25 protein-coding genes are annotated in these 24,233 nt (G+C 37.5%); 15 read left to right on the forward strand and 10 right to left on the reverse strand.

Features of this window, described 5'->3' with window-relative positions; genetic code table 11:
- The first annotated feature begins 36 nt into the window (after positions 1-36).
- The 9 genes from EK17_RS01860 (at position 37) to EK17_RS08900 (ending at position 7,722) form a co-directional block, all read left to right on the forward strand.
- Positions 37-459: a ribosome maturation factor RimP gene (locus EK17_RS01860; protein WP_035586974.1), complete on the forward strand. Its 423-nt coding sequence runs from the start codon at positions 37-39 to the stop codon at positions 457-459.
- A gap of 11 nt (positions 460-470) precedes the next feature.
- Positions 471-1,538: a transcription termination factor NusA gene (nusA, locus tag EK17_RS01865; RefSeq protein ID WP_035586975.1), complete on the forward strand. Its 1,068-nt coding sequence runs from the start codon at positions 471-473 to the stop codon at positions 1,536-1,538.
- On the forward strand, positions 1,538-3,661 hold the full coding sequence (gene infB, locus EK17_RS01870; RefSeq protein ID WP_035586976.1) for a translation initiation factor IF-2: 2,124 nt from the start codon (positions 1,538-1,540) through the stop codon (positions 3,659-3,661). The genes nusA and infB overlap by 1 nt, the downstream gene beginning before the upstream one ends.
- On the forward strand, positions 3,658-3,939 hold the full coding sequence (locus EK17_RS01875; RefSeq protein WP_035586977.1) for a DUF503 domain-containing protein: 282 nt from the start codon (positions 3,658-3,660) through the stop codon (positions 3,937-3,939). The genes infB and EK17_RS01875 overlap by 4 nt, the downstream gene beginning before the upstream one ends.
- Positions 3,936-4,301 carry a 30S ribosome-binding factor RbfA gene (rbfA, locus tag EK17_RS01880; RefSeq protein ID WP_035586978.1) on the forward strand — a complete coding sequence of 122 codons (366 nt, stop codon included), beginning with the start codon at positions 3,936-3,938 and terminating at the stop codon, positions 4,299-4,301. The genes EK17_RS01875 and rbfA overlap by 4 nt, the downstream gene beginning before the upstream one ends.
- On the forward strand, positions 4,282-5,244 hold the full coding sequence (locus EK17_RS01885; protein WP_035586980.1) for a DHH family phosphoesterase: 963 nt from the start codon (positions 4,282-4,284) through the stop codon (positions 5,242-5,244). The genes rbfA and EK17_RS01885 overlap by 20 nt, the downstream gene beginning before the upstream one ends.
- Positions 5,234-6,082, forward strand: a complete 849-nt coding sequence (truB, locus tag EK17_RS01890; RefSeq protein ID WP_051904348.1) for a tRNA pseudouridine(55) synthase TruB — start codon at positions 5,234-5,236, stop codon at positions 6,080-6,082. The genes EK17_RS01885 and truB overlap by 11 nt, the downstream gene beginning before the upstream one ends.
- A 71-nt stretch (positions 6,083-6,153) precedes the next feature.
- Positions 6,154-6,537 (forward strand): PadR family transcriptional regulator, encoded by a 384-nt coding sequence (locus tag EK17_RS01895; protein ID WP_035586982.1) that lies wholly within the window; start codon positions 6,154-6,156, stop codon positions 6,535-6,537.
- On the forward strand, positions 6,538-7,722 hold the full coding sequence (locus EK17_RS08900; RefSeq protein ID WP_051904349.1) for an HD-GYP domain-containing protein: 1,185 nt from the start codon (positions 6,538-6,540) through the stop codon (positions 7,720-7,722).
- Here the strand turns inward: EK17_RS08900 and EK17_RS01905 are convergent.
- Genes EK17_RS01905 through EK17_RS01925 form a run of 5 tightly spaced genes read right to left on the reverse strand, consistent with a single transcriptional unit; the run spans position 7,719 to position 12,327 of the window.
- The gene (locus EK17_RS01905; RefSeq protein WP_035586984.1) at positions 7,719-9,350 is read right to left on the reverse strand and encodes an ABC1 kinase family protein; all 1,632 of its coding nucleotides are present in this window, start codon (positions 9,348-9,350) and stop codon (positions 7,719-7,721) included. The genes EK17_RS08900 and EK17_RS01905 overlap by 4 nt on opposite strands.
- Entirely contained in the window at positions 9,341-9,895 is a 555-nt protein-coding gene (locus EK17_RS01910; protein WP_035586985.1) for a UbiX family flavin prenyltransferase, read from the reverse strand. Before EK17_RS01910 ends, EK17_RS01905 begins: the two co-directional genes overlap by 10 nt.
- Positions 9,892-10,803, reverse strand: a complete 912-nt coding sequence (flgA, locus tag EK17_RS01915) for a flagellar basal body P-ring formation chaperone FlgA (RefSeq protein WP_084675049.1) — start codon at positions 10,801-10,803, stop codon at positions 9,892-9,894. The genes EK17_RS01910 and flgA overlap by 4 nt, the downstream gene beginning before the upstream one ends.
- A complete protein-coding gene (gene flgG, locus EK17_RS01920; protein ID WP_035586987.1) occupies positions 10,733-11,521 on the reverse strand; it encodes a flagellar basal-body rod protein FlgG in 789 nt (262 codons plus the stop codon). Before flgG ends, flgA begins: the two co-directional genes overlap by 71 nt.
- 11 nt (positions 11,522-11,532) lie before the next feature.
- Positions 11,533-12,327 (reverse strand): flagellar hook-basal body protein, encoded by a 795-nt coding sequence (locus tag EK17_RS01925; RefSeq protein WP_035586989.1) that lies wholly within the window; start codon positions 12,325-12,327, stop codon positions 11,533-11,535.
- A 116-nt stretch (positions 12,328-12,443) separates the two neighbouring features.
- Between EK17_RS01925 and trxA the strand changes: the two genes are divergently transcribed.
- The gene (gene trxA, locus EK17_RS01930; RefSeq protein ID WP_035586990.1) at positions 12,444-12,803 is read left to right on the forward strand and encodes a thioredoxin; all 360 of its coding nucleotides are present in this window, start codon (positions 12,444-12,446) and stop codon (positions 12,801-12,803) included.
- A gap of 154 nt (positions 12,804-12,957) precedes the next feature.
- On the opposite strand, the gene EK17_RS01935 is transcribed toward trxA, so the two are convergent.
- A complete protein-coding gene (locus EK17_RS01935; RefSeq protein ID WP_035586991.1) occupies positions 12,958-13,218 on the reverse strand; it encodes an RNA recognition motif domain-containing protein in 261 nt (86 codons plus the stop codon).
- A gap of 181 nt (positions 13,219-13,399) precedes the next feature.
- On the opposite strand from EK17_RS01935, the gene EK17_RS01940 reads away from it, so the two are divergent.
- Together EK17_RS01940 and EK17_RS01945 are read left to right on the forward strand one after the other, a co-directional pair.
- A complete protein-coding gene (locus EK17_RS01940) occupies positions 13,400-14,239 on the forward strand; it encodes an MqnA/MqnD/SBP family protein (protein ID WP_084675050.1) in 840 nt (279 codons plus the stop codon).
- A complete protein-coding gene (locus tag EK17_RS01945) occupies positions 14,232-15,389 on the forward strand; it encodes a BaiN/RdsA family NAD(P)/FAD-dependent oxidoreductase (RefSeq protein WP_035586992.1) in 1,158 nt (385 codons plus the stop codon). Before EK17_RS01940 ends, EK17_RS01945 begins: the two co-directional genes overlap by 8 nt.
- On the opposite strand, the gene EK17_RS09230 is transcribed toward EK17_RS01945, so the two are convergent.
- Complete coding sequence (locus EK17_RS09230; protein ID WP_084675052.1) at positions 15,384-16,619, reverse strand: O-antigen ligase family protein; 1,236 nt, start codon at positions 16,617-16,619, stop codon at positions 15,384-15,386. The two genes, EK17_RS01945 and EK17_RS09230, sit on opposite strands and share 6 nt — an antisense overlap.
- A gap of 68 nt (positions 16,620-16,687) precedes the next feature.
- Here EK17_RS09230 and EK17_RS01960 point away from each other — a divergent pair, with 68 nt between their 5' ends.
- Together EK17_RS01960 and hemG are read left to right on the forward strand one after the other, a co-directional pair.
- Complete coding sequence (locus EK17_RS01960; RefSeq protein WP_035586997.1) at positions 16,688-17,362, forward strand: hypothetical protein; 675 nt, start codon at positions 16,688-16,690, stop codon at positions 17,360-17,362.
- A complete protein-coding gene (gene hemG, locus EK17_RS01965) occupies positions 17,359-18,687 on the forward strand; it encodes a protoporphyrinogen oxidase (RefSeq protein ID WP_035586999.1) in 1,329 nt (442 codons plus the stop codon). The genes EK17_RS01960 and hemG overlap by 4 nt, the downstream gene beginning before the upstream one ends.
- A gap of 12 nt (positions 18,688-18,699) precedes the next feature.
- On the opposite strand, the gene glnA is transcribed toward hemG, so the two are convergent.
- Positions 18,700-20,112, reverse strand: coding sequence for a type I glutamate--ammonia ligase (glnA, locus tag EK17_RS01970; RefSeq protein ID WP_156957495.1), 1,413 nt, complete (start codon positions 20,110-20,112; stop codon positions 18,700-18,702).
- A 155-nt stretch (positions 20,113-20,267) separates the two neighbouring features.
- Between glnA and EK17_RS01975 the strand changes: the two genes are divergently transcribed.
- Positions 20,268-21,815: a sigma-54-dependent Fis family transcriptional regulator gene (locus EK17_RS01975; protein ID WP_035587003.1), complete on the forward strand. Its 1,548-nt coding sequence runs from the start codon at positions 20,268-20,270 to the stop codon at positions 21,813-21,815.
- On the opposite strand, the gene EK17_RS01980 is transcribed toward EK17_RS01975, so the two are convergent.
- Together EK17_RS01980 and EK17_RS01985 are read right to left on the reverse strand one after the other, a co-directional pair.
- Positions 21,803-22,054, reverse strand: a complete 252-nt coding sequence (locus EK17_RS01980) for an EscU/YscU/HrcU family type III secretion system export apparatus switch protein (RefSeq protein WP_035587005.1) — start codon at positions 22,052-22,054, stop codon at positions 21,803-21,805. The two genes, EK17_RS01975 and EK17_RS01980, sit on opposite strands and share 13 nt — an antisense overlap.
- Positions 22,054-24,144: an LPS-assembly protein LptD gene (locus tag EK17_RS01985; RefSeq protein WP_035587007.1), complete on the reverse strand. Its 2,091-nt coding sequence runs from the start codon at positions 24,142-24,144 to the stop codon at positions 22,054-22,056. Before EK17_RS01985 ends, EK17_RS01980 begins: the two co-directional genes overlap by 1 nt.
- Between the last annotated feature and the right edge of the window lie 89 nt (positions 24,145-24,233).

Genomic DNA, 24,233 nt, shown 5'->3' on the forward strand with positions numbered 1-24,233 from the left:
AAAAGAAAAAACCCTTCTTTGATAAAGGTGAGAGAGATGGTGAACGAGGAGTTGAAAAAGGATATTTGTGTGATTGTGGAATCGCTGGGATTTAGTGTTTACGATATTGAATATACTGCCAAACGCATTATTATCTACATCGATAAGCCAGGTGGCGTTACTATCGATGATTGTGAGGCAGCAAGCAGGAATGTTTCTGCACTTTTAGATGTAAAGGATCCGTTTGAGGGTAGTTATACGCTTGAGGTATCAAGCCCCGGTATAAATAGAAAATTAAAAACAAAGGAACATTTTAAATCAGCCGTAGGGAAAAAGTGCCTTATTCATACCCATTTTCCGGTCGAAGGAAAGACGGTTTTTAAGGGTGTTTTAAGTGGTGTTGAAGAGGATGGGATTGTGATGGATAATATAAAGATTGAATTTGATAACATTAAAAAAGCACGCATAAACGAGATATAAGGAGGTAGGATGTGAGTGAGATTTTAGATATAGCTAAAAATATTTCCGAAGAATACGATATAGATTTACAAAAGGTTGTTGACTATCTTGCAGATGCTTTAAAGATTGCAATCACAAAGAAATATGGGGATGAGGCTGAGGTCAGGATTGAAACCGATATTGAAAGCAATGTTTTTGATGTTTATGTAAAGAAAAAGGTTGTTGAAAGGCCGATGCTGGATAGTCAGATTTCTTTGGCCGATGCAAAGAAGATAAAAAGGGGAGTAAAGGTAGGAGATTATGTAGAGGAGCTTGTTGATGCAAAAAGCTTAGGAAGAATAGCCGTTACCACAATAAAGAATGTTATTTCAAAGCTTTTGAGAGACATCGAGAAGCATAAAGCCTATGAGGAGTATAAGGATTACATAGGAAAAATAATAGTCGGTGAGGTTTGGAGTATAGGTGCAAACAACAATGTGATAGTTGATTTTAAAAACGCAGTTGGTATTCTGCCAAGAAGGGAGCAGGGAATTAATGATAAATATGTGGTGGGTGAGAATATCAGAGCGTATGTGTTGGATGTTATTGAAGAGCCAAAAAATGTAAAGTTGATTCTATCAAGAACGCATCCAGGTTTTGTAAAGGAGTTGTTTGCAAAAGAGGTGCCTGAGGTTAGAGAGGGTAGCGTTGAAATAAAAGCCGTTGCAAGGGAGCCATCAAGAAGAACAAAAGTGGCTGTCTATTCAAAGGATTCAAGAATAGACCCCATAGGTACATGTGTTGGTTCAAAAGGTGTGAGAATTGCAGCGATTGTAAGAGAGTTAGGTGATGAAAAAATAGATGTTATAAAATGGAGTGCAGACCCTTCGATTTACATTAGAAATGCAATGTCACCTGCAAAGGTGATATCTGTTGATATAGATGAGGAGCTGAAGAAGGCAAGGGTGTATGTGGATGATGAGGAGTATTCGATGGCTATAGGCAAAGGCGGTGTAAATGCAAAACTTGCAGCAAAACTAACGGGTTATAACATCGATATACTCCGCATCTCAGAAAAAGAAGACTCTTCAGTAAATAATGAAGAGACGGAGGTTGAATAATGAAAAAAATGAGGGTTTATGAGATAGCAAGAAAACTCAATACAAAGAGTAATGTTGTCATAAAAAAGCTCAACGATATGGGTATCAATGTTAAAAGCAACTTTAGCGGTGTGGATGCCGAAACAGCGCAAAAATTTATAGATGAATGGAATAAATCAAAAAAAGAGGTCATAAAAGAGGTTAAAGCAAAGAAGAAAGAGGAGAAGAAAACAAAAAAGAAGGAAAAAGAGGTATCAGAAGAAAAAAAACCAAAGCCTTTAAAATACAAACAGTCTAAACAAAAAATCTTCAGAGAAGATACGCTACCTCAAAAATTCAAAAAGAGGAAAAAATACAAAAAAACAAAAGCAGAAACTCCGCAGGAAGAGGAAACAAAAAGCATCGAATTTTCAAAAGGAATGACAGTTTTTGAGTTTGCAGGCAAGCTTGGAGTTGATTTTTCAGATATTTTGGGCAAGCTTTTTGAGCTTGGCGTAATGGCAAGAAAAAACGATGTAATCGATGAAGAGGCAGCAAGGATTATAGCTGAGGAGTATGGTTTTGAAATAGAAGAGAAACAGGAAGCCTCAAAGGAAGCCGAAGAGCTTTTTGATATTGAAGATAATCCTGAGGATTTGCTTGAAAGGCCACCGATTGTTACAGTTATGGGTCATGTTGATCATGGAAAAACATCGATTCTGGATGCTATAAAAAGCACGAATATTGCACAAAGAGAAGCTGGTGGTATAACGCAGCATATAGCAGCATACTCTGTTAAAATTGAAGGCAAATATATAACATTTCTTGATACACCGGGTCATGAGGCATTTACAGAGATGAGGGCACGCGGTGCTCAGATTACAGATATCGTTGTGCTTGTTGTAGCTGCAGATGACGGTGTTATGCCTCAAACGATTGAGGCTATAAACCACGCCAAAGCTGCCGATGTGCCGATTGTTGTTGCTATAAATAAAATCGATAAGCCCAACGCCAACCCCGAAAAGGTCAAACAGGAGCTTTCAAATTACGGTGTTGTGCCTGAGGAGTGGGGTGGTAATAACCTTTTTGTTAATGTAAGTGCCAAAAAAAGAATTGGTATAGATGATTTGCTGGAAGCCATACTTCTGCAGGCTGAGATGATGGAGCTTAAAGCAAATCCTAACAAAAGGGCAAAAGGCGTTGTGGTTGAGGCAAAATTGGATAAAAACAGAGGACCTGTTGCAACGGTTGTTGTAAAGGAAGGCACACTCAAGCAGGGAGATGCATTTATTGTTGGTGTTCAGTATGGAAAAGTGCGTGCAATGGTGGATGATAAGGGTAAAAAGATAAAACAGGTAGGTCCATCATTTGCTGCTGAGATTCTGGGTTTGCAGGGAGTGCCAGAACCGGGTGATACTTTGATTGTTGTATCGGATGAGAAGAAGGCTAAAGAGATAGCATTAAAAAGACAGGAAGAGCTTAAGCAGGCAATACTCAATCAACGCAGCGTCAGTCTTGAAAATATATTTGAGCAGATTGAGGGTGGTGAGGTTAAGGAATTACCCGTTATTTTAAAGACCGATGTTTTTGGCTCTATTGAGGCTATAAAGAATGCATTGATTAAACTATCCACAGATGAGGTGACGGTTAAGGTTATACATGCAGCGGTGGGTGCAATTACAAAGACGGATATAAACCTTGCAAAGGCATCCAATGCGGTGGTGATAGGATTTAATGTTAGACCAACACAGGAAGCCTTAAAGCTTGCCAACGACCTAAAGATAGATGTTAGAACATACAAGGTTATCTACGATATCGTGGATGATGTCAAAAAATCGCTTTCTGGTCTATTGTCTCCTGAGGAGAAAGAGGAGATACTGGGCAGGGTTGAGGTTAGGCAAACATTTAAAGTGCCAAGGGTTGGCGTTGTTGCCGGTTGCTATGTAACCTATGGTAAAATAGCACGCAACGCAAAGGTTAGAGTCTTGAGGGATGGTGTTATAATCCATGAAGGCAATATAGCATCGCTTAAAAGATTCAAAGAGGATGTTTCAGAGGTTCAGCAGGGATATGAGTGTGGTGTTGGCATTGAGGCATTTAACGATATCAAAGAGGGTGATGTTATAGAGGTGTATAGAATTGTTAAGGTAGAAAGGGAATTGTGATTGTTGGCGTTATGGAGATCGATTTTTTGATTTACGATAGTTTCTCTTTGAAGGATAAACGCAGGGTGGTGAAATCCTTGATTGAAAGGGTTAAACATAACTTTAATGTTTCTATTGCAGAGGTAGATAACCTTGATAAGCATAACTTTGCTACCGTGGGTGTAGCAGTGGTTTCAAACGAACACGCTTTTATAGATAGGGTGTTTGATAAATTGATAGCTTTTGTTGAGAGCAGCTTCGCAGTAGAGATTGTTGACATAAGAAGGGGGCAGTTATGAGAAGGGCTCCTTATAAAAGGAAGGATAGGCTTGCAAGCCAGATAAAAAAAGCCGTATCAGAAATCATAGAGTTTGAAAGCGGTAACGAAAAGCTTAAAAGCATAACTTTAACAGATGTAGAGGTTTCTGGTGATTTGAGGATTGCTACGATCTTTGTTTCTTCTTCTGTTGGAGGCTTATCGCCTAAAGAGGCGCTTGATGTTTTGGATAAGGCTAAGGGTTTTATAAGAAAAAGCCTTGCAGAAAGAATCAGGGTTAGGTATATGCCTCAAATTAGATTTCAATACGATGCATCAATAGATTATGGTTTTAAGATAGATGAGATTTTGAAGGAGATAAAAGATGATGAAGAGGGTGGCTGATATATTAAAACAGAAACACTCTTTTTTGATTGTTTCTCATAAAAATCCCGATGGCGATGCTGTGGGCTCATCGCTTGCCTTATACAGTATGCTTAAGGAATTAAACAAAGAGGTTTATGTGGAAAACCCAACAAAGCCTGCCTATATCTATGAGTTTCTGGATGACTACGATGCAATTAAATACCCAGTAAGCAACGCAAAGGATGTTGAGGTTGTAATAGCTGTAGATTCTGCTGAGCTTTCCCGCTGTGGCATTGATAAGGATTATGTTAAAGATAAGATATTTATCAACATAGACCACCATAAAACAAACCCTGCTTTTGGTGATATCAATATTATTGAGCCCAAAGCAGCAGCTGTCGGCTGTATTATCTGGGATATCTTTAATTTGGCAGGATTTGAAATATCCAAAAAAACCGCCACATACCTTTATTTAAGCATTCTTACCGATACAGGCTCTTTTAGATATTCATCAACAACACCAAAAACATTTTATATTGCCTCAAAGCTATTAGAAACCGGTATAGATGCTTGGTGGGTTGCCTCAAATGTTTATGAATCTCAACGTTTTGAGGCATTAAAACTGCTTGGTGAGGTTTTAAAAACCCTTCAGCTTCACTACAGTGGAAAACTGGCTATTGAATATGTGACACAGGAGATGTTTAAAAACACCAATACAACTGCAGATGATACAGAGGGTTTTGTTAATTTTGCAAGGAGCATTAAAGGTGTTGAGGTGGGTGTGCTTTTAAGGGAGGATGAGCCTGATAAGTTTAAAATCAGTATAAGGTCTAAAGGTAATGTGGATGTCAGTAATGTGGCTGAAGCCTTTGGTGGAGGAGGGCATAAAAACGCAGCAGGTGGTAATATAGACTTGCCTCTAAATAAGGCAATAGAGAGGATTATTGAAGCGTTTGCTTTTCTAAAAAAAGATGAACGATAGCATCGTTTTGGTTGATAAGCCTGCAGGCATTACATCGTTTGATGTAATAAAAAAGCTCAGAAAGATCACGGGAATTAAACGGATTGGACATGCGGGTGTTTTAGATAAGATGGCGACGGGTCTGCTAATATGCGCAACAGGTAGAGCAACAAGGCTGCTGAGTATATTTGAAGATGGTTATAAAATTTACGAATCTGAATTTTTATTCGGTTTAAGAACAGATACATTTGATATTTCCGGCAGGGTAATAGAGAAAAAACCGTGTAATATTTCACCAGAGGACATTAAAGCCGCATTGAATGGTTTTATCGGCGCAATTCAGCAGATGCCACCGCCGTTTTCCAATGTCAAGGTTGCAGGCAAACGCCTTTATAAATACGCTCTAAAAAGTGAACAGGTTAATATAAAACCAAGAACAGTTATTATTAAAGATATTGAGATAGTAAGTGTTGATGGCAATATCGTATCATTGAGGATAACCTGCTCTAAAGGCACATACATTCGCTCACTGGCAAACGATTTGGGCGCAAAGCTTCAATGCGGTTGCGTTGTAAAGAGTTTAAAGAGAACCTATATCCATCCTTTTAGTCTAAAGCAGGCAGGTGACCCTGATAATCCCCGTTTTTTAAACCTATCTGAGGCTCTATTTTTTATTCCACGCATAAATGTGGGAAAAGATATAGCAGAAAAAATCAAAAACGGTGTAAACATCTGTCGTTTAATTTTCTGTGAAAATCTAAAAGAAGACATCTATGCTGTATTTGATAATTTTGACAATCTTGTTGCAGTTATAGAAAGAAACAATAGAACCTTCTCATATAAGGGTGTTTTTATATAACCAGTCTTATTTACCTGTTGACATTATATAGCTAAAGAATTATCTTATATAAAAATATGGGGAGGTTTGTTATGAGTGATGTGAAAGTCAAGATTAAAGGCTGGTGCAAAAACTATCCAGGCGATAGACCGCCAAGGTTTTTGAGGGCTTTTTTGTTGTTGTTTTTAGCCCAGGGTGAAGCACACGGTTATGAATTGATAGAAAAGCTTAAAGAGATGGGTGTAAAATATGAAACATACGAGTTTGGTTATGTGTATAAAACACTGAGAAATATGGAAAAAGAGGGATTGCTTTCAAGCAGGTGGAATGTAAAAGAAAAAGGTGCAGCAAAAAGGATTTACAGAATCACAGATGCAGGGAAAAAGAATCTTTCTGACTGGGCAAGGGTTCTGGCTAATATTAAAGATAGCATAGAAAGTTTTTTGAAGGCATACGAGGAGATAGAGAATAAATAGATGTATCGAGTTAGCGTTGATTCCCTAAAGCCTGGTATGGTTTTGGGAAAAGCGATTATAAACGATTACGGGAGTATCTTGCTTAACAGAGGCGTAAAACTTACGCAGTTCTACATCGATCAGTTAAAAAAATTAGGCTATGATGCAGTTTTTATAGAAGATCCCGATACATCGGATATTATCGTTGAGGATGACATAAAAGAGCAAACAAGAAGAAAAGCCGTTGAACATGTAAGAGCCCTGTTTTCCATTCCTATGAAGGAATTTAATCAGGTTAAGAAAAAAGAGATTAACGAAATAAAAAAGGAGATAGAAAAAGGGCGCATCAAGGAGAAGTTGGCCAATTCAAAGTTGTTGAAGAATATTGCGGCTATTTCCTATTCAATTGTCGATGAGCTTATGGATTCAAAGATGCTCAGTGGTCTTGTGAGTTTTAAGCGCTACAGCGATTTTACCTATAAACATTGCGTTGATGTGACTGTGCTTGCTGTAGCTATTGCCGATAAGTTTTTATACGACAAAGATAAATTGATTGAGCTTGCCAAGGGTTGTCTGTTGCACGATATAGGCAGGGTGCTACTTGATAAGAGTTTATATGAAGAGCCAAGGAGGCTCTCAAAAGAGGAATTTGAAATAATAAAGACCCATCCAACTTTGGGGTATATTACGCTTAAAGACATAGCAGAAATTGGTATTATTGCAGCACATATCGTTTATCAACACCACGAACAGCAGGACGGCAAAGGATACCCCAGAGGATTAAAGGGAGACAACACAATGCCTCTGCCAAGAAAAGAGATAAAAAAGGGTTATATCATGCCTCTTGCTGAGATTGTTTATGCTGCAAATGTGTATGATGCCCTCGTCTCCCCACGGGTTTACAGAAGCGCCTACACACCCGATCAGGCGTTTTTTATTATGAAAAGAATGGCTGGGACGCATATTAACCGTGAAGTTTTAAAGATGATGTTTGAGATAATCCCTGCATATCCTCTGGGCACAACGGTGATTATCTCATCCGGCAGGTTTAAAAACTATATTGGCGTGGTTTCAAAGATCAACCCGGATAACCTTTCCCGTCCCGTTATAAGGGTGTTGTTTAACGAAAAGAGAAACAGGGTAGAGCCGTTTGAGATAGATCTGTCGGCAAACCCTCATATAAACATAAGCGGAATCATTATCTAAAGCCTCTTTTCGGCTTTGTAGATACCTATAGCAAGGATAATTATTATAATGACACCTATTATCAATACAAGCGGGATTGAGTGGATTTTTGGTCCAACTCTGTAGGCTAAAAGCAGTGATGTGCCGATAATAACGGCACTGATTATAAGGCTTATGCCTATCTGGCGTGCCACATATCTAAATGTGTTTATCATCTTCTCAAAAAGATTTACCTCAACATCGACTTTTATGGAGCCTTCCTGCAGTGTATCGATAATACTCCTTGCTGCTTTTGGGAATTTTTTCAAAAGTAACAGGTAATTTGGATTTGGTGTAAAGAGCATTTTTAAAATATTTGACGGTGAATAAAACTTCCATGCGAAACGCTTAAAATAGGGGGCTGCCACCTCAACAAAGTTAAATTCACCATAAAAATCCCGTCCCACTCCATCGGCGATGATGATAGCCCTCAGAAGCCTTGAAGAGCTGCGCTTGATAATAATACTGTGTTTGCGCAAAACGGCAAATACATCCCTTAATATTTTGGATAACTGCATTCTTTTTAAAGGCAATGAGTGGTATGTTTCAATCAGCTCCTCTATATCACTCAAAAGCTCATCTATATTTGATGATACACCAACAGTGGCAAAATTTTCTATTGCGTAGATAATCTTTGATGCATCCTTTTGAATAAAACCTGTAATCATCTCTATTAATGATAGCTTGTCATCCTCGTTGATTTTTCCTACCATGCCGTAGTCGATGTAACAGATTCTGCCATCGTTCATAATTATAATATTGCCCGGATGGGGATCTGCATGAAACAGGCCAACATCAAAGATCTGATACCAGAAAACCTTTGCACCCTTTAGTGCCAGATCTTTTAAATCGAAGCCCGCATCGATTATAGACTGTTTATTGGTTGCCTTATAGCCAAATATATATTCCATGGTGATGACCCTGCGGGTTGTAAATTCCCAGTAAACCTCAGGCACATAAACATATTCAAACGGTTTTAGATTTTTTTTAAAGGTATCGATATAGTGGGCCTCTATTTCATAGTCCATCTCTCTTTTGATGGTTTTATCAAACTCATCTATTAGCGGCATAATGTTGAAGTGGAAGTAGTGTCTAACCTTGTTTGCAATCAAAGAGCCCAACCGCCTCAGTAAAAACATGTCGGAGTTTATAATGTTTTCTATATCTGGACGCTGGACTTTTACGGCAACCCATTTACCATTTTTTAGTTTTGCCTTATGAACCTGACCTAAGGAGGCGCTTGCCTCAGGTATTTTCTCAAACTCATCAAATATCTCATTCAGCGGTTTTTTGAGTTCTTTTTCGATTATATGTTTTACTTCTTCAAAGTCGAACGGCTCCACTTCATCCTGTAGCTTTTTTAATTCCTCGATAAACGCCTCAGGAAGGATGCCCTCTTGGGTTGATAGAAGCTGACCGAATTTAACAAAAGTGGGGCCTAACTCCTCAAGCATACGCCTGAATCTTTTTGCAACGGTTGATTCATCCAATCTAAAGGCTTTTTTTGTTTTCGTAAATTCAGCTAATTCTCCAAGTCCGTATTTAGCCACGATGAAGGCTATCTGATTGAGGCGTCTAAAGTTTTGGAAGCTGCGTTTTTTTATTCCCATCGCTTAAAGAGGTTGTGATCGATTTTTAGCTGATCGATTATTTTACCCACTAAAAAGTCAACAAGGTCATCGATGGTTTTTGGTTTGTGATAAAAAGCAGGCATTAAAGGCAATATAACACCACCGCTGTTTGCAATTTTTAGCATGTTTTCTATCTGGATGGATGAAAGGGGTGTTTCTCTTGGCGCCACAATGAGTTTTCTGTGTTCTTTCAATGTTACATCTGCGCATCTAACAATCAATGTATCACAAAAACCGTTTGCTATGGAAGATAGCGTTTTCATAGAACATGGTATCACTATACAGGCATCTATTATAAATGAACCGCTGGATAAAGGAGCGGCTAAATTGCCGTTGTCAAAAACCTTTATGTTTTTTTTACTTTTTAAAAACTCATCTATGTCTGTTGTGTTTTCTTCTAAGAAGATTTGTCTGGCAATATCTGAATAGACCACAAAAAGCTCATGGTTGCTACTTAAAACCTCAATCAACCGCTTTGCATAAACGCTACCGCTTGCACCGCTTATGCCTATGGCTATTTTCATTGCACTTCAACCAGTTTCTTGCCTATGATTTGAGCTGGCAAAACCCTTCTTGAGCTTAAATACATAATTGGAATTATATCCCCGCTGTAGCCTCCTTTCAAGGCTTTTGCCGTTGTGTAGATGATAATATTGCCCTCTTTGACCTTTACTTTAACAATATCTCCTAACCTGACAGGCTTAAATCTGCGAGTGTTTGCAATACTAAAGGGTTTACCTGCAGGAATGAATGATACAGCAACCCTACCTATGATTGATTTTTTGTTTTTAAAGATGCCCGGATATGTTTGTGGTATGGCTTTGAAAGTAATATCTGAGGCTGTTATAATTTGACCCAACTCTATACTATGGCTTGCAACAGGTATTAAAGTGGCAGAGATGTTTTGTTTTGCAATTATCGATATAAATCTTTTTTGTGAGGCGGTATAGGCTTTTAGAGTTATAAACATCAAATCCTTGCTTTTTTGGATTTTTACAACACTGAATTGCCAGTTTTTAAACGGCAGCTTTATGGGAAGTTTTGTTATGTAGTTTAATCTTTTATTTAAAATTGAGTTTAATTTGCTTTGTGTTAGAAGAAACGCCTTTGATGTAATCTTAACCAACTCTGCACCGCAAATACTTGCATCGATACCTCTATTTTTTAAAAGTGCTTTTATATAGGTTTTTGTCAATGTTATTGAGTTGTTTGTGTAGGGTGCATCGCACAGAATTGTGTTAGCCCATTTTTTAGGGTATCTGCTTGCTATTGTTTTTAGCGTGATGTTTTTTGAGCTAACAACAGCTGAACTTTTTAGCTGAATATCACAGGCGTATGAGCTGATTATAAGTATAAAAATACTAACGCTTGAGAGTATTAGCAGTCTGAAGCATTTCATCGGAAGTCTGTATGGCTTTTGCATTTGTTTCATAAGCCCTCTGCGCAGCTATCATTTCTACCATTTCCTGAACTACACTAACATTACTCATCTCAAGAACGCCCTGCTCAAGTGTGCCAAGTCCGTTTGTTCCTGGATTGCCAACAGTTGGAGCTCCTGATGATGTTGTTTGCTGAAACAGGTTATGACCAAGGGCTTTGAGTCCTGCTGGATTTACAAAGTATGCAAGCTGAATCTGACCGATTTGGGTGGGTGTGTTTTGGCCTGCCTCAAGCACTGAAACCGTGCCATCGTTGCCTATGTTAATTGCCACTGTGTCGTTTGGAATGGTTATCTGTGGCGTTAAAGGATATCCCTCGCTGTTAACGATTCTGCCGTTGTTGTCTATCTTGAAGGCTCCGCTGCGGGTGTAGGCTATTGTTCCATCAGGCATTGTGATCTGAAAAAACCCGTGTCCTGCAATGGCTACATCTAACGGATTGCCTGTTTCCTTAAAATTACCCTGCGAGAAATTCTTCACAACGGCTGCAGGTTTTACACCCAATCCTATCTGAATACCGGTGGGTTCAACTGTATTTGCTGTTGATGAAACACCGGGCTGTCTGATCATCTGATAGAGCAGATCTTCAAAATCCGCCCTACTTCTTTTAAATCCAACCGTATTAACATTTGCAAGATTGTTGGCTATTGTATCAACATTAAGCTGTTGAGCCTCCATACCTGTTGCAGCAGTCCATAAAGACCTTATCATTGTCTACCTCCTTAAGTTACCTTACTTAAATTTCTTGCTGTTTCACCAAGCAGTTCATTACCCAATGAATCGATAACCTTTTGATATCTATCGAAGTTTCTTTGAGCCTCTATCAGGTTTACCATCTCCTTTACAACGCTTACATTGCTTAATTCTATATAGCCTTCCTTCAGATAAGTGTTGTTTGCAGCTATAGGTGTTTCGTTGTTGATGGGTATAAACATACCATCTGGGGCTTTTTTTAAATTCGTATAGTTGTTAAAATCCCTGATGGCTATCTTATCGATTTGAACCCCGTCAGAAAATACAGTTCCATCTGATCTGACTAAAATATGTTTACCTGTGATTTTTATTAGCTTATGGTTTCTTAAATAGTTTTCACCCACAACGGGATAACCGGTATCTCTTTGAACAAGCACACCGTCTTTGTTGATATCAAACTGCCCGTTTCTTGTGTATTGAATGCCTTTGGGTGTAAGAATAAGAAAAAATCCTTTGCCAGCTAAAGCAAAATCTAAACTGTTGCCTGTGTGTTTAAAAGGACCCTGGCTGAAATCTATATAATCTGTATCAAGATGAGGAACAGAGTTTTTTGTTTCATTTATGAATACTTCAGCTGCTTTGGTATCTGGTGGGATAGGCAGTTGTGCGTTTGCCTCACCCCATATCCTTGACCAGCTTTTTATATTTATGCCTTCTTTTTTGAAGCCTGGAGTGTTTAGGTTTGCTATGTTGTTTGTTATGTTGTTAACCCTTTGAAGCTCAACAATCATGCCACCTGCAGCATCATAAACACCACTAAACATCTTCTCACCTCCTGTGACTTTAATAGCAATAGGTGTTCCAAATTTCTGGCAGGCGGATTTGACAATTTTATTCAACTATGATAGCCTAAGCCGAACAATTTTTGTGGAGGATGTTGATGGTTGAAAATTTGACTAAGGAGACTTTTAAGGAGAAGGTATTCAACTACGAGGTTAATCAGGATTGGAAGTATGAAGGTGATCTGCCCTGTATTATCGATTTTTATGCTGACTGGTGTGGCCCATGCAAGATGGTAGAACCTATCTTGAATGAATTGTCAAAGGAATATGATGGAAAGATTAAGTTTTACAGGGTAAATACAGACCAGGAGCAGGAGCTTGCCGCTTTGTTTGGCATCAGGAGTATCCCATCACTGCTTTTTGTGCCTGTTGGCGAGCAGCCACAGATGGCTGTTGGCGCTCTTCCAAAAGAGGCATTTAAACAGGCAATTAAAGAAGTTTTAAAGGTTGAAGAGTAGGGCTTAGCCCCTCTCTTTTTTAAAAATCACATCTGCTAACAAAATATACATCCAAATAAATAAATTCTAATTATGATAATTATTATGCAAAAAAATTAAATAAAATATGATAAGAGGGCGACCTGCGCCCTCTGTTGGAGTTTTTTGTGGATTGTTAGAATCTGCGGGGTTTTCTTTCTTTTGCTTCGTTAACCTTTAGATTCCTGCCACCAAAATTGACACCGTTTAGAGATTCAATGGCTTTCTGAGCGGATTCAGAATCCATCTCAACGAAACCAAAACCTCTCGACCTGCCAGTCTCCCTGTCAGTAATGATTTTGCTTGAACTAACCTCTCCATACTCGCTGAAAAGCTCTTTGAGCTCTTCCTCTGTCGTAGCATACGGCAGGTTCCCAACATAAAGCGTCTTAACCATAAAAACACACCTCAACAAAAAATCTATTGCTAAACACCTTATGGCATTTAGCTCTTCATTAACCTTATGGTGAAAGCCAATGAAGTTAGAGCACTATAGCAGATTAAATACCACCTGTCAATATGTTTACAACGATTTTTATTTGCGTATAATGTGGCTAATAAATTTGGAGGTATGCTTTATGGATAAAAAGATGTTGACTTTGGGTCATAGCCCGGATCCTGATGATGCGTTTATGTTTTACGGTTTGAATATAGAAAACGGCGTAGACACGAACGGTTTTGAGTTTGAACAGATTTTAAAAGATATAGAAACATTAAACAGAATGGCAATGGATGAGAAGCTTGATATAACCGCCATTTCTCTTGCAGCCTATCCTGCTTTGGCTGATAAGTATGCTATCCTTTCAAGCGGCGCAAGTATGGGTTCAAATTATGGTCCCCTTGTTGTGGCAAAAAAACCATTTTCGCTTGATGAGCTAAAAAGTAAGCTTATTGCAATACCGGGTAGATTTACAAGCGCCTACCTTGAATTGAGATTGCTGCTTGGTAAGGATATTGCAACTAAAGAGATTGAGTTTGATAAAATTTTTGATGCTGTAGAAAATGGAGAGGTTGATGCAGGTTTGATTATTCATGAAGGGCAATTGACATATTCAAATTACGATATGTTTAAGATTATCGATCTTGGAGAGTGGTGGCATCAAAAAACAGGCGGTTTACCTCTGCCGCTTGGTGTTAATGCGATACATAGAAGACTGGGCGAGGAGATGAAAAAGATATCCGAAATTTTAAAAAACAGCATTCTCTTTTCTTTAAGCCATAGAGAAGAAGCGGTTGAGTATGCTTTGAATTTTGCAAGGGGAATAGATAAGACCCTTGCCGATAAGTTTGTTGGTATGTATGTAAATGAATTAACCGTTGATATGGGGCAAAAGGGGCTTGAGGCTTGTAGGTTGCTTTTAAAAGAGGCTTATGATAAAGGTTTAATCGATCGCTTACCAGAAATTGACCTTGTATGATGTAGCGATAGTAGGAGGAGGCGCAAGTGGCCTCTTCTGTGCTCTAAACCTCAAAAAAGGATTAAATGTTGTAGTATTTGATAAAAAAAGCGGTGCTAAAAAGCTTGCCCTGACAGGAAAGAATCGCTGCAACATAACATCTACACGTGAGCTTGAAGATTTCTTGCTATCTTACAGAAACGGTAAATTTTTAAGGGACGCCTTTGGTGTTTTTTTCAAAGAACAGTTGATAGAATGGCTTAAAAAGCACGGTATATCTGTTGAGATTGAAAAAGAAAAGGTCAGGCTTGGTAATATCAGCTCAGAAGAATTTGCCAAGCTTTTACTTAAGCTCACAAAGAAACAGTGCTGTTTCCATCCATTCGAGCCTGTTGTCGATATTGAAAAAAGAGATGATTTCTATATTTTAAAGACTACGAAAGGTATCTATAGATCAAAAAGTGTGGTTATTGCAACAGGTGGTGCATCGTATCCTTCTACAGGCTCAGATGGGAATGGTTTTAAGCTTGCACAAAAGCTTTCTCATAGAATTGAAGAATTGGAGGCTGCTGAGGTTGCCTTTTGTGCTGAAGGGGTGAGAAGATTTCAGGGTTTGTCGTTTGATAATATTTTGGCTGTTTTAAAAATCGGCTCAAAAACCATAAAAAGAAGAGGTGATTTAATATTTACGCATTTTGGTGTTAGTGGTCCGGTGATATTTGAGCTATCAGCTGAAAGTTTCAGAAACGGCATATTGGTCTTGAATTTTATCGATATGCAGAGAGATGATTTTGTCAGAAAACTTAGAAGCTTTAGGGGAAAACTAAAAAATTTTTTGGCTGAGTTTACACCAAAAAGATTTGCATCTTATGCGCCTTCTGGCAATAAGCTTTGTAGGGAGCTTGGCAAAAGCGAGTTAAACAAAGTCTGGAATTATGTTTCAGCCTTTGAGCTAAACATAAAGAAATGCCCAATAGAGATGGCTTTTGTAACAAGGGGTGGCGTGAGTGTTAAAGAAATTAACCCTAAAACATTTGAGTCAAAACTGCATAAAAACCTCTTTTTTTGCGGAGAGGTGGTTGATATAGATGGTCCTATCGGTGGATTTAATCTGCAGTATGCTTTCTCAAGCGGTTATCTTGTTGCAAAAACTTTAAACGAGAGGTTATAGAGGTTTTCTGTGCTCTATAAGAAACATATTAAGCCCAATGATAAACATCAAGGCCATGTTAGTAGCTGCATCAACGAAGTTGTTTTCAAAAAAACCCATAACAAGAAAAGCAATATATCCAGCCGAAAAACTCATAAGTATCTCTCTCAAGGGATGGTTTTTAGCATTTGAAATATTGATCCATAAAAGATAAATCCAGAAAAACAAAAAGAATAGCAAGCCTACAATGCCTGTTTCATCAAGGTAGCGAAGATAGATATTATGAGAAATACCACTAACGTAATATTGTTTGATGCTTTCGAAAGGTTTTTTTTGGCCTGTTATCCTGTAATATGCTTCGGGAAAATTTTTCTTAATGTATATCCTTGTTTGTTTGCCTTTACCAAAAAGCTTTTCTTTGAGATTGTAATTTTTAAAAGTGATTAAATAGCTTTCCCATAACATAAATCTTACTTGGGCATCAATGTTTTTTTTAATATTAAATCCTGAAACCAAGTTATTTTTTAATGAAGGCAGGGAAAACACTAAAATTGTAGTTAATATTGCTATTACAAGAGATGATATAAATATCTTCCTGTTTTTTATGTTTGCAATGACAAGAAATATTATTCCACTACCAAGACCTAAATATGCCGAGCGCTTCATCGTAAAAATTAATGCAAGTATTGTTAATATGGATGGAATAATGAAGATATATTTTTTGTTTATCGACAAACCCAAAAAAAGAAAAATAAAAGGTAATAATATAGCAGCTGTGATTAGGGAATTTGAATAAAATCCCCATGATTGATAAGGATTGAGATAAAAGGTTAAGTTGCTTAGGTTAAGGTGTTTTATGTTTTGGTGAGAGAACGCTTCAAATATGATTATAAAACTGATTGCAGAAAAAGATATTGCAAGTAGATATAAGATATTTTTAAAGATTCTTTTTTCTTTTATTGCTTTGTATGAGGTAAAATACGGCAATACATGGTGGTTTATGCAACTCCACGATAGAAAACTCAAGCTAAATTGAGACAACATTGTTAAAATAGGAGCGGTAAATATAAGTATTATAGGTTTTAAAGAAGGGAAGTTTTTAAAGTCCTTGCTTATTAAGATTAATAATAATCCTATTGCACCAACACCCACACCAATACTATCTCCTGCAATAGAGATAGGAATTGTTAGTGCCAATATGTATGTGGATAATACTACCAAAAAAATGCCAGCTTTATTTATCTTTTCCACAAAAAAACTATACAAAACGATTTTTTTTATGTCAATTTGTTGGTATAATTAAAAAAAGGAGGTGTAGCATGAAAAGGGTTTTGCTGGTTTTGGCGGTATTTATGCTACTTGTTTATCCATCGTTTGGTGATGATTTTTCCACAATTTCCACAACATTTAAAATTAAACGAAGCCTGCCGTGCGATGAGGTGTTTATGAGATTTGAGGTATGGGCAAACGGTGATAATTATCAAAACGCATTAAATAGACTAAAACCTGTGAGTTTTAGATTTTTGGATTTTCTGGATAAGCTTTTTTCAAAAAACGAGATAAAAACCCAGATGGATTATGGCTATACAGACAAGGCTGTTGAATTCGTTATTATAAAAACAAATAAAATCGATCAGGTGCCAAAAATCTTAAACTTTATTTCCACTCAAAAATTTGCCTATCAAACAGGCATAGGGGTTGATTCTGTCAGATTCAGGCTTTCTGAAAAAAGACTGAATAGAATAAGAATGTCGATCTTTAAAGAAGCGCTTATAAAATCAAAAAATCTCCTTAGACTGATCAACAAAACAATGAACGGTGGCTATAAGATTTCTTTGGTTGATGTTAGATATAACTTTTCCAATGTTGTTGCACCAATAGATGCCAATATGTTTTTCAGAAGTGCGCCAAAAAAAGGTTTTAAGCTTTCTAAAGGTCAGCGTACGGTTGAAGCTGTTGTTAATTTTTCAGCAAAAAAGCCTTTAAAAAAATGAGAATTGCTGTAGTTGGCGGAGGGGTTTCGGGTCTTTCTGTAGCATTTTTGATCAAACGGTATATTACCGATGATGTTTTTGTATTAGAACAGTCCGATATTGGTGGAAAGGCCTTCAGTGTTAAAGAAAACGGATATCTTATCGAAACTGGTCCTAACGGTTTTCTGGAAAACAGGGAACATATAAAAAAATTAGTAGAGTTAAGCGGTTTTGATAAGAATATAATCCAGAGCAATAGATTTGCCGATAAAAGGTTTATATACGATGGAAAGCTGCATCTATTGCCAAAAAACCCATTGAAACTGCTCTTTGATGATTTGCTTTCTTTGAAAGACAAAGCCTTAATTTTAAAAGAACCGTTTGTAAAACCAGTCTTTGAAGATGAAACGGTGTCTGATTTTGTGAAACGCAGACTTGGAAAAGGCATGCTTGATAAACTGATTGGGCCGATGGTATGTGGCGTGTTTGCAGGAGATCCAGAATTTTTAAGTATGGATGAAAACTTTTCAAGAATCAAGCAGATTGAACGACGATACGGCTCTCTAATTAAAGGATTGGTTGACTTAGTGAAACAAAAAAAGGCAAGAGCAGGCTCTACAGCAGGGAGCTTTGCTTCACGCCTTTTGTCATTTAAAAATGGTGTGGGTAGCTTTGTTTTGCATCTTGCAGGTAGATTGAATGTTGTGTTTGATAGGGTTCTTTCTTTTTCAAAAGAGGGTGGGGGCTATAGATTATTCTGCAAAAACGGTGATTTCTATGTTGACAGGGTCGTTTTTGCCATTCCAGCTTTTGAGCTATCCAGGCTGTTTTTGTTTGATGTAGAATTTAAAAGAATACTTGATGATATTCCTTATGCGCCTTTGAGTGTGGTGACTTTAGGCTTTGATAGAAAACTTCTACCCGATATTGTAAACTCGTTTGGATATCTGTTTGCCTTATCAAAGATCAACGATGTGATAGGCGTTTTGTTTGATAGCTCAATTTTTTCAAATAGATCAGATGATGATAAATTTTTGATTAGATTGATGGTTGGTGGGGCTTTAAGAAAAGAGGCGGCATATAAAAAAGATTTATTGAGTGTTGCACTAAAAGAGCTCAATCGCTCTGCAGGCATATTTGCCCCGCCAGAATTTATTAAAATTATTAGACACCCCATGGCAATACCGCAATACGGTTTAAAACATAAAGATGTAAAAGAAAAAATAGCCGAAATAGAAGAGAGATTTCCTAATCTCTATATAACCGGAAACGCTTTCTTTGGTGTGGGTCTGGATGATTGCATAAAAGCATCATTTGAGGTTTTAGAAAGAATAAAGGCGGGATAATCCCGCCTTTTGTTAGACATCGAAGTAAAGATAAAACTCAGCCGGGTGAGGAATGGAGTTGACATACTTGATTTCATTTTCCCTTTTGTATTCAATCCAGGTTTTAATCAAATCCTCTGTAAAGACATCGCCTCTTAGCAAGAATTCATAATCCTTTTCAAGTTCATCTAACGCCTCTTCTAAATTCTTTGGCATCTTGGGAACTGCTGCAAGCTCCTCAGGTGGCAGGTCGTAGATGTTTTTATCCATCGGCTGGCCTGGGTCGATTTTATTGATAATACCATCTATTCCAGCCATAAGCATTGCGGTGAATGCAAGATATGGGTTGGCTGTTGGATCGGGGAATCTAACCTCAATTCTTTTTGCCTTGGGTGATGGTGAATACATAGGAATTCTCACAGCAGCCGATCTGTTTCTTGATGAGTATGCAAGGTTAATAGGTGCCTCAAATCCAGGAACGAGCCTCTTGTATGAGTTTGTAGTTGGATTTGTAAATGCGGCAAGAGCTTTACCGTGCTTTAAGATTCCGCCGATATAATAGAGAGCTGTTTCACTCAATCCTGCATAACCGTTGCCAGCAAAGAGCGGTTTGCCGTCTTTCCATAAACTTTGATGGGTATGCATGCCTGTGCCATTGTCGCCAGAGAGTGGCTTGGGCATAAATGTAACGGTTTTTCCATACATTAAGGCAACATTTTTTGCGATATATTTGTACTTCAATACATTATCTGCCTGCTCTACAAGTGGAGCAAACCTTATATCGATTTCTGCCTGACCGGCTGTTGCAACCTCATGGTGGTGGGCCTCAACCTCTATACCTGCTTTTTCAAGCTCAAGTACTATATCGCTTCTTAAATCCTGCAGGCTATCAAGCGGTGAAACGGGGAAATACCCCTCTTTATGCCTTATTTTGTATCCAAGATTGGGGTCTTCGTCTTTATTTGTGTTCCAGATGCCTTCTGTAGAATCAACAATGTATGAAGCGGTGTTTGATTCCACTTGAAATCTAACATCATCGAGGATGAAAAACTCAAGCTCTGGACCAAAATATGCAACATCGGCAATACCCGATGATTTTAAATATTCTTCAGCTTTTTTGGCGATTGCCCTTGGATGTCTTAAATAGGGTTCCCTTGTGATCGGGTCTATAACATCGCAGATGATGTTGAGCGTTGCAACCTCTGCAAAAGGGTCTATGAAGGCAGTTTTGGGGTCTGGTACTATAAGCATATCGCTTTCATTGATGCTTTTCCAGCCCCTGATTGAAGAGCCATCAAATCCCAAACCTTCCTCAAAAACCTCTTCTGTAATAACATGAGCTGGAACACTAAAATGCTGCCATGTGCCAAGTAGGTCAACAAACCTTACATCTACGATTTTAATGTCCTCTTCCTGAATCTTTTTTACTACCTCTTCAGCTGTCATCTCAACCTCCATAAAATAAGTTTTCTTGGCTTTCTAAGCAAAGTTTATTCCATTGTTTAAATAAAAGCAAATATTCACAAGCCAACTATTTAGTTGTCTATCTTGCGATAAAATTGTTGCAATATTGATAACATTTTTGTATTATTGCAAACAGTATGATACAGCAGATTAATATCAAAGAGGGTTACCTTACGATAATCCATGAAGCAAGCAAGATATTGAGTAAAAGAAACTCCCTTAATGAGGCATTAAAAGAGATTTTAAAGATCTTATACTCCTACTGGGATGCTCCTGTGTCTTTTGTTGCGCTTTTTGATGACCAGACAGGCACGCTAAAAATTACAGAGAGTTTTGGTATGACAAAAAAAGAGGTTTCAAAAGGCGTGTTTAAAAAAGAGGAGGGGGCTGTTGGTGGCATCTTTAAAAATGAGCTACCTGCTGTCATTTACGATATAGAAAATAATCCAAAATACATCAACAAAACCCGCCTCATTAAACGATTTGGTGGTAATCTTGTGTTTTTAGGTGTGCCTATAAAGGTTGGTGGCGAAAAGTTTGGTGTTTTGTGTGCATATAAGGAGAAAAGCAGGACATTTTCCTATGACGATGCCATAAAAATGCTTTCCACGCTTGCTACTTTGATTGGACTAACAAAAAAAATGTATGAAAGAATGGAAGAGGAGCGTAAATTCTGGCAGGAGGAGAAGGAGATCTTAATAAGCACCATTGGCTCAGATGCCATTGCGTTAAAGGATATTATCGGGGTTTCTGATGTTATTGCAAATATTAAAAAGGTGCTTTTAAAAATCGCATCGACCGATTCTACGGTTTTTATCACAGGTGAAAGTGGCACAGGCAAAACGCTTATTGCACGCACAATCCACAAATTGAGTGCAAGAAAAGACAAACCGTTTGCTACGATTAACTGTGCAGCAATTCCAGAAAACCTGCTTGAAAGTGAGCTGTTTGGGTATGAGCGTGGGGCCTTTAGCGGGGCAGTTTCACGGAAACGGGGGAAATTTGAGCTTGCAAACGGTGGAACGCTGTTTTTAGATGAGATTGGCGATATGCCGCTTGCTTTACAGGCAAAATTACTCAATGTACTTCAGGATAAGGAGATTTCCCGTCTTGGTTCAGAGCAAACAATTCCTATAGATGTAAGGATTATAGCGGCAACCAACAAAGACATAGAAAAATTATTAAGCCTTGGTTATTTTAGAGAGGATTTATACTACAGGTTAAATGTTATACCTATCCACATACCACCACTCAGAGAAAGAAAAGAAGATATACCTATTCTGATAGATTATTTTTTGAAAAAGTTTAACAGACAGTATAAAAAACGCCTATCGATTACAGCTGATGCAGTTAAATTAATGGTAAATTATAGATGGGGCGGCAATATTAGAGAGCTTGAGAATACAATAGAAAGGCTTGTTATTATGAACGATTCAGATATAGATGTCTCCGATCTGCCCAGTTATATCAAAGATAATTTTGACATTGATGAGCCTGTTGAGCATATCGAGGCTCCGCTTGGCGATATGCCTTCTGCTATAGAGGCGATAGAAAAACAAAAAATCCAGGATGCTTTAAAAAAAGCAGGATATGTTAAATCCAAAGCTGCAAGATTACTTGGTTACACGATCAGGCAGTTGGACTACAGAATCAAAAAATACAATATAAAAGTTTATAAGCTGTAGACGAAGGCAAGGATTTTAGCAACAGCCTCATAAAGCTCTTCGGGGATCTCTTCGCTAATCTTAAGCTTATAAAGGCTATCTGCAAGATTTGGATCCTTATGAATGTAGATGTCGTTTTCTTTTGCAATCTCTTCGATTTTTTTTGCCAAATAACCTTTGCCTTTTGCCACAACCGTTGGTGCGTTGTCTTCTGTTTTCTGATATCTTAAGGCAACAGCCTTCTTAATTTCATCATCCATCAGTACTGCTTTTTGATTGAAAATAAACCGTTGAGTGTTAAAGTAATCCAGAAACCTTTGTTGAGAGTGGTTTTGTAGGTGTTGTTTTCTAAAGTTGGAGTTCTCACGAAGTAAAAATCAAGGCCTATGCTGTAGCAGTCATCCGTGTATAAAAAGCCAAATTTTTTGGATGGATAATAGGAGTGTATAATACTTTTTTCAAACGACGCGTATGTATAAAGCTTTTTTGTGGGATAAAAATAAACTTTACCGTTGATACTTTCATCTGTCATATTCAGGTCAGGATAGGGTTTGCTCATGGTATAGCCTGCAGATAATCCAGCTCTGTCAAAAGATAGACTCACCGTTTCTGTTGAGTCGATAAAGGTGTGTTTGTGTATAAAGTAGTGTGCCTGAGATGTAAAGCTCAGAAAATCGAATGGCTTAATTGTTGTTTCTTCATAAATTGGTTTTATTCTTGTTTTGTATGAATTAGTGTAGTCATAAACGATGCTTATTTTGTTGTAAAACACCTTTCTGTATCTGGTTTGATTATCCTCAAAAAACTTGGCATTTAGACTGTTTTCAAGTGTAAAGTTGATCTCATTTGTTTTTGAAAATGTTGGCACAAAATCTGCAAAATCCTGCCTTCTTTTGGGGATGTAGTGATATGAAATAGTAGGCGTTATTGTATGCTTCAATCCAAGAAATCCTTTTTTGTTATTTGTTAAAAATATCCCGTATATCGAACTGCTTGCAGTAATTGAATAATCTGGAACAAAACTCTTTCTTGAAAACTTCTGGTTTGTATCGCTGTTTTTCCAGTTTGCATAAATCTCATGAAATCCTGCTTTTGGAGTTATGTTTAAAAATGAAACCTTAAAAGGGTATGAGAGAAATGCTTCAGTTAAGGAATAATAGCCCCTGTTTCCTGTGATTCTAAAGTTGTTGGATAGGGTTTGAGAAAAATCCAGCGTTAGATTTTTGTAGAGTTTTTTGTTTATGGCACCAAACTCCAATACCGGAAGTTTTTGAAGGGTTTCTTTGTTGTTTTTTGCAATTAAATCCTGATAGTAGTAAGCATAAAGTGATAGATAGTAGCTGTTTTTTGCTATATAATACGATGCTTTTGATGTCGTGTATCTATCAGAACTTAGTGTGAGCTTGTTCTGGTTTATAACCTTAAGATTATCTTTATTATTGACGATGTTTATGTCGTATTTGAAATAACCGTATTTGCCAAAATCAGCCCACTGTTGGGCTTTTAGATTTATCCTTGTTTTTTTGTTTTCATTGGTTCCAAATGGCTTTTTTTCTTTAAGGATAGTGATATTCCACTCGCCTTTTGAGTGCTTTGTCCAGTAAAATCTATACTGACCTTTTATACCATCTCCAAGGCGAGAAAAGCTAAATGGATAGAGCGTGATATCCTCAGATGGAGATATATTTATGAAGAATGGTTGAATATATTGATATCCGTCTTTTGATGAAAACCCCAGCTGCGGCATCAAAAATCCTGTTTTTCTTTTTTTATTTAGACTTCTTCTGATAAACGGTGAAGCAAATACTGGAACACTTCTTGCCTGTAAAACAACAGGATAAGCAAATATGTAATCGTCTTTTTTGATATATGTATTTTTGGCCCATATACTCCATTTGGGATATGCTCCCTCTTTAAAGTCTATAAAATCTTTGCATCTGCAGCTTGTGATAACTCCATTTTTTAAATAGTAATGATTTTTGTCGTATAAAATAACCTTTTTTGCTCTTGTATATAGATTGTTGCTTTTTGTGTATATAACGGCATTATCCACAAAGCCTTTGTATGTTGAATAATTTATTATAGCATACTTGCCTTTTATCCAGTCGCCGTTTTTAAATGTGATTAATATGTTATTTTTTGCCTCAAGTCTATATGTGGTGGTGTTGTAGCTAACAAAATCTGCATTAACTGTTATGTTGTCATTTATAATCGTGCAATTTCCGTATGCAGTGTAAGTGTTTGTCTGTTTATTAAAAGAGATGTGGTCTGCTTTGATGTGAATGGCATTATCAGCGTGTGATACTATAGCAAAAAGAAAAAAGAGAATAGTCAGAACAATTTTTCTCATGTATTTCAGTATAATAAAAAAGCTGTTTTTAAGCAAATCAAATTCTTGAAGATTTTTTAAAGAAGTGTAAAATCCCTTTTTAGTTAAAG

Origin of the sequence: Hippea jasoniae, from assembly GCF_000744435.1 — a bacterium.
GTDB classification, from domain to species: Bacteria; Campylobacterota_A; Desulfurellia; order Desulfurellales; family Hippeaceae; genus Hippea; species Hippea jasoniae.